Genomic DNA, 5,557 nt, shown 5'->3' on the forward strand with positions numbered 1-5,557 from the left:
TTTCTCCCATTCTCCCCCTCTCCCCCTCTCCCCCTCTCCCACTCTCCCCTTTCTGCAATCCTCGAAACCAAGCAATTGATGCGCGCAGCAGCTTATGATAAATGAAGAGACAAACTGGATAAGTTGATTTCTGGGAGGAACTTACGATGAATCACAAGCTGGCAAAAATTATCGGATTATTTTTCGCAGCCGCCATCGTCTTCGGATTCATCGGTTACGCGGTGCAAAATCCCAACTCGGTCAGCAACTCAGTAATGTTGATCGGCTTTCCCAATCTTACCCCAGCTACCGCCAGCGCGATCGACAACCAGCGCAACCAAATCTATCTCAACGGCACCTGGCAATTTGTCCCCGCCACAGGCAACCCCCAAAGTCCCCCCGCCTCCCCCAATTGGGGTTCCATCCAAGTACCCGGAGACTGGCAAGAAGAAAAAAACGAATTCATACCCGGAATCATCACTCGCGGCACCGGCAAAGACTGGGAAAACTTCAACAGCAAACAACTATCAAAAGCTTGGTATCAGAAAAAAATAGACATTCCCGGCGACTGGAAAAACCGCCGCATTTTTATCGACTTAGCCAGAGTCAGCACCGATGCAATTATCTTTGTCAACGGCATTAACTGCGGTCAAATCGAATGGCCCTACGGCAATATTGAAATTACCAAAGTAGCCAAACCAGGTCAAAATACCATATCTATTTTAGTCGCGGCAGTCTCCGACGAAAAAGACAAAGCCGTGATTATGAGTCCCACAGAAATATACACCACAAAATCCAACTTGCAATCGCGGGGAATCATCGGCGAAGTCAGGGTTCTTAGCGTTCCACAAGGCCCGCTAGTTAGCGATGTCTACGTCCAAACTTCCACCAGAAAAAAGCAAATTAAATTAGATGTAGAACTCAAAGACATTACCCAAAACGGTCAAGTTCAGCTTGTAGCGCAAATGCTCGACGAAAAAGGCAAAGTCGAACAAAAATTTACAGGCACTGCAACCGTTCAAGCCAAACCAATTCAAACCGTAAAAGTCCAATGGGATTGGCCAAGTCCCCGCCTTTGGGATGCCGGCAAACCCAACCTTTACACCCTGCAACTAGAAGTAACAGGCAGCGGCGTAAAAACGCAATATCACCAACCCTTCGGATTCCGGGAATTTTGGGTAGAAGGGCGCAAATTTTTGTTAAATGGCACCGAGTTTCGCCTGCGTCCAGCCTTGCATTCCGATACTTGGGAAGGTGGCACAGTAGAAGTTTCAGACAGTTTAATAGACGCCTATGTAAAAGCTGGTTTCAATATAGCAGAAATCTGGCCTTGGAATCACGACGAACGGGGTAGATGGCACTTCCGAGAACTATTTTCCGAACGCGCAGACCTCAAAGGTTTTCCAATTATGGCTCCCGCATTAGATATTACTCCCATAGCTTGGAGCGAACAGTGGAATAACCGCCAAATTATCGATCGCTGGAAAGGGCGAATGACAGCAGAAATGCGCCGCTACCGCAATCATCCCTCAGTATTAATGTGGGCGACAAGTCCTAATTATTTCGGCAACGGTGACGACCAAAATCCCCGCCGCATCGGCAAGAAAACAGTAGAAGGAACAATCGGCCCCGTGGAAGACCAGCGTTTGCGGGCAAAAACCCCCCTGGGAAATGAAGCTTTTGCTGCCATGAAATCTGTAGACCCAACCAGACCTGTAATGGTACATCAAGGTGGCACTTTTGGCGATGTTTATTCGCTAAATTCTTATTTAAATGTGATGCCGTTGCAAGAAAGGGAAGAATGGATTTCCGAGTGGAGCAAAACCGGAGAGATGCCCTACATGGTGGTAGAATTTGGCACGCCTCTGCACGCGACCATGATGCGGAACCGCCAAGGTTTTGATAAGGTGATTGTTAGCGAACCTTGGATGACTGAATTTGCAGCAATTTACTTTGGCAAACAAGCTTACGACTTAGAAACTCCCACTTATAAACGTAAAATTCGCGAGCAATTTGTCAAGGATATGCAGTATAAAAGCTGGCACATGAGCAAGGATTTAGATTTTGCACCTGCTTTTCAAAAGTTGCAGTATTTATTCAGTACGAATACTTGGCGGACTTGGCGGACTTTTGGAATGTCTGGGGGCATGATTCCTTGGCAGCAAGGACACGGTTGGGATGTTTCGGATGCTGGCAGAACCAAGGTAGATCTGGGAGGATTTCAATCGGGTCGCCGAGGTGTTTATTTGAAGCAAGTGTCCAACAATCTGATGCATCATTTGCAACCAGAAGCTTACAAAATTTATCCGGCAGGGGAGGCAATTATGAATAATAACGGCCCTACTTTAGCTTGGATTGCTGGTGCTAATCAGGCTTTTGCTGCCAAAGATCGCAGCTTTTTTGCAGGCAGCAAATTGGCTAAGCAAATAGTATTAATTAACGATACGAGAGCGCAGCAGGATTTTGCAGTAAATTGGCGAGTTATGGTCGGGGGAGAAGAGGTAGCAACTGGGGAGAAGAAGGGGAAAATTGACACAGCAGGCACGCTATTTTTCCCAATTGACGTGAAATTGCCAAATACAATTTCTAGCAAAGCTGACGGCGAAATTCGTTTAACTGCACGAATTGGCGATCGGCCGCATTCTGATACATTTCCTTTCCGGGTGTTTGCCAATCAAGCCAAAATCAAGGATACGCTGACAATCTTCGATCCAGTTGGCAAAACATCGGCAATGTTAAAGCAGTTAGGTTATAGTCTGGTACCCTGGAATGGTTCGCAAGTTTTATCGCTATTAATTATCGGTCGGGAAGCCTTTTCTAGCGGGCAAAATTTCCCAGGAAATGTAGAAACTTTCGTGCGAAACGGTGGCAAAGCAATAGTATTTTCTCAGCGCCGGGAATGGCTGAAAAACATGGGTTTGAGAGTTGCCGAACACGTCAGCCGCCGCGCCTATCCAGTTGACAGCAATCATCCAGCAATTATCGGTTTAGACGGTGAAGATATGCGGGATTGGATGGGGGAAAGTACGCTGCTTGAAGCTTATCCAGATACAACTCAAACTGGGTCAAGATTGAGTCCAGCAAATATGCCTTGGTACGGCTGGCATTGGGGAAATCGCGGCGCAGTCAGCAGCGCTTCAATTGAGAAGCCGCACCGCAGCGGTTGGCGACCAATTTTGGAATCTGAGTTTGATTTAGCTTATTCCCCGCTGATGGAATTGGATTATGGAAAAGGGCGGCTAATTTTAAACGAGTTGGATGTGGAAGACCATTATTCTGTAGATGGTGGGGCGGCGCAATTAGTCCAGCAACTTGTGAGTTACGGGACGAATTCTCCAATGCTTGGAAAGCCGGATAAAGTGGTTTTAATTGGGGGAGACAAAGATGCCAAGAAGTTGGACAGTTTGGGGGTAATTTATCAGCGGGCTAATGCGCTTTCTCAGGATGTTGGTTTGGCGATTGTGGGTGCCGAAGCGAATCTGAAAGATGCAGATTTGCGTGCTTATTTGAATGGTGGCGGGAATGCGTTTTTCTTGCCGCGTCAAGTACCTGTTGCGGGTTTGGGCGTGGGTTTGCAGCAGGCGAAGGATTTCGGAGGTTCGCTGGCGGTGCCAGTTTGGGATGAGATGAAGGGGCTTAGCGGTTCGGATTTGCGATCGCGCTCTTTTTATGATACTTGGTTGATTAAGTCTGGGGGAGAAATCGGTGCTGACGGTTTGTTAAGCCGGGTTGCTGTAGGTAAGGGCGTGGCGATTTTCTCTCAAATTGACCCCGATAGTTTGAATGCTGATGCTAAGACTTATTTGCGTTTTACTCGCTGGCGGCAAACTCGGGCAAATGCTCAGATTTTGGCTAATTTAGGGGCGAGTTTTAAGGCTGATGGCGCTGTGTTTAACGGTTCGAGTCAGGAGTTTTATCACCCGGATTATAAGACAGATTTTGAGAATGGCGACGATCCTTATCGGTATTATAGATGGTAGAATTTATAAGGTTTGTAGTGAGGACTTTAGTCCGCATAGGGTCAAAATTTCTTGGAACGGACTGAATTCCGCACTACAAACAAATAATAGAGGTTTGTAGTGAGGACTTTAGTCCGCATTGGGTCAAAATTTCTCAGAACGGACTGAAGTCCGCACTACAAACAGATAATAGAGGTTTGTAGCGAGGACTTTAGTCCGCATTGGGTCAAAATTTCTCAGAACGGACTGAAGTCCGGACTGCAAACAGATAATAGAGGTTTGTAGTGAGGACTTTAGTCCGCATTGGGTCAAAATTTCTCAGAACGGACTGAAGTCCGCACTACAAACAGATAATAGAGGTTTGTAGTGAGGACTTTAGTCCGCATTGGGTCAAAATTTCTCAGAACGGACTGAAGTCCGCACTACAAACAGTCATTTCTATCTCGATAAAACTAATATTATAAGTCAAAGTGTCGCCGGAATCGGGGGTCTAGTTTGTCGGTTTTCCGTTGGTTGCAGGCGAGACAGAGGGTTTGCAGGTTGCTGATGTCGTTGCTGCCGCCGCGGGCTAGGGGGATGATATGATCGATCGACAGTTGGGTTTCTTGTTTGGTTTGCCCGCAGCTTTGGCACTGGTATTTGTTGCGAGTGAATACGTATTTTCTGACTTCTAGGGGAATGGGGATTCTAGGGGTTTTAGTCATGAATTGTTCGGTTGATTTTCATGGTTTAGTAGTTGGCGGCGCAAATCATCGAGAGGGGATTCTGGTTTGCTAGTTTCTGACTCGTTGTTTTCTGGTGTTTCTTCAACTTCTGGTTCGTCTGGGCAAAACTCTACAATGACTCTGATTTTAACTTTACCTTTTTGCCAACCTTTAGCCCCAATTTTTAAGATTTCACAGTCTATACCATCACCAAACCATTTTTGTTCTTCGTAACAGTTAAGCTGTGAATTATATTTACGGGTATTTATTGCTAATCCTTGAGTTGTGAATAACTCCGTAAGTGCATTTTCTAAGTGACAATTAGTTGCTGATTGCATTACGTGGGTAAGCGTACCTACTTTGAACATTGTAGAACCAAAGGAACAAACATCATCATTTCCGTAATTTTCTAGAAAAATATGTTTTTGCATATTGAGTGTTGATTTTTTCAAAATACTCTATTAACAATTATCAGGTATCGCCTCATTTTTTGCAAGAATCCCGGCGAATAGAATTCGCGGCTATACAAACGATGTCCGCCTCCGCGGACTAAAAATTAAGAATGTCTTCAACCCGCGGAGGCGGGTTTTGTCTGTGTAGCCGCGATTTCCAATCGCCGTAATTGATGCTCTTTTAGCAAGAATCCCGGCGAATAGAATTCGCGGCTATACAAACGATGTCCGCCTCCGCGGACTAAAAATTAAGAATGTCTTCAACCCGCGGAGGCGGGTTTTGTCTGTGTAGCCGCGATTTCCAATCGCCGTAATTGATGCTCTTTTAGCAAGAATCCCGGCGAATAGAATTCGCGGCTATACAAACGATGTCCGCCTCCGCGGACTAAAAATTAAGAATGTCTTCAACCCGCGGAGGCGGGTTTTGTCTGTGTAGCCGCGATTTCCAATCGCCGTAATTGAT

Annotated in this window: 3 protein-coding genes; 1 reads left to right on the plus strand and 2 read right to left on the minus strand. The window is 46.0% G+C overall.

Annotation, left to right across the window (positions count from 1 at the left end; all coding sequences use genetic code 11):
• Positions 1 to 146: 146 nt before the first annotated feature.
• Positions 147 to 3,959, plus strand: coding sequence for a glycoside hydrolase family 2 protein (locus QZ938_RS29830; protein WP_293355416.1), 3,813 nt, complete (start codon positions 147 to 149; stop codon positions 3,957 to 3,959).
• Positions 3,960 to 4,396: 437 nt separating this feature from the next.
• Here QZ938_RS29830 and QZ938_RS29835 read toward each other — a convergent pair whose 3' ends face one another.
• On the minus strand, positions 4,397 to 4,642 hold the full coding sequence (locus QZ938_RS29835; RefSeq protein ID WP_293355419.1) for an HNH endonuclease: 246 nt from the start codon (positions 4,640 to 4,642) through the stop codon (positions 4,397 to 4,399).
• Complete coding sequence (locus QZ938_RS29840; RefSeq protein WP_293355422.1) at positions 4,639 to 5,094, minus strand: KGK domain-containing protein; 456 nt, start codon at positions 5,092 to 5,094, stop codon at positions 4,639 to 4,641. Before QZ938_RS29840 ends, QZ938_RS29835 begins: the two co-directional genes overlap by 4 nt.
• Between the last annotated feature and the right edge of the window lie 463 nt (positions 5,095 to 5,557).

The sequence above is a fragment of the Microcoleus sp. CAWBG27 genome, assembly GCF_020883145.1.
GTDB lineage: Bacteria > Cyanobacteriota > Cyanobacteriia > Cyanobacteriales > Microcoleaceae > Microcoleus.

Excerpts from the sequence above, each read along its gene's own strand:
- QZ938_RS29830 (WP_293355416.1), top strand. The coding sequence starts at position 147 with ATGAATCACAAGCTGGCAAAAATTATCGGATTATTTTTCGCAGCCGCC.
- QZ938_RS29835 (WP_293355419.1), bottom strand. The coding sequence starts at position 4,642 with ATGACTAAAACCCCTAGAATCCCCATTCCCCTAGAAGTCAGAAAATAC.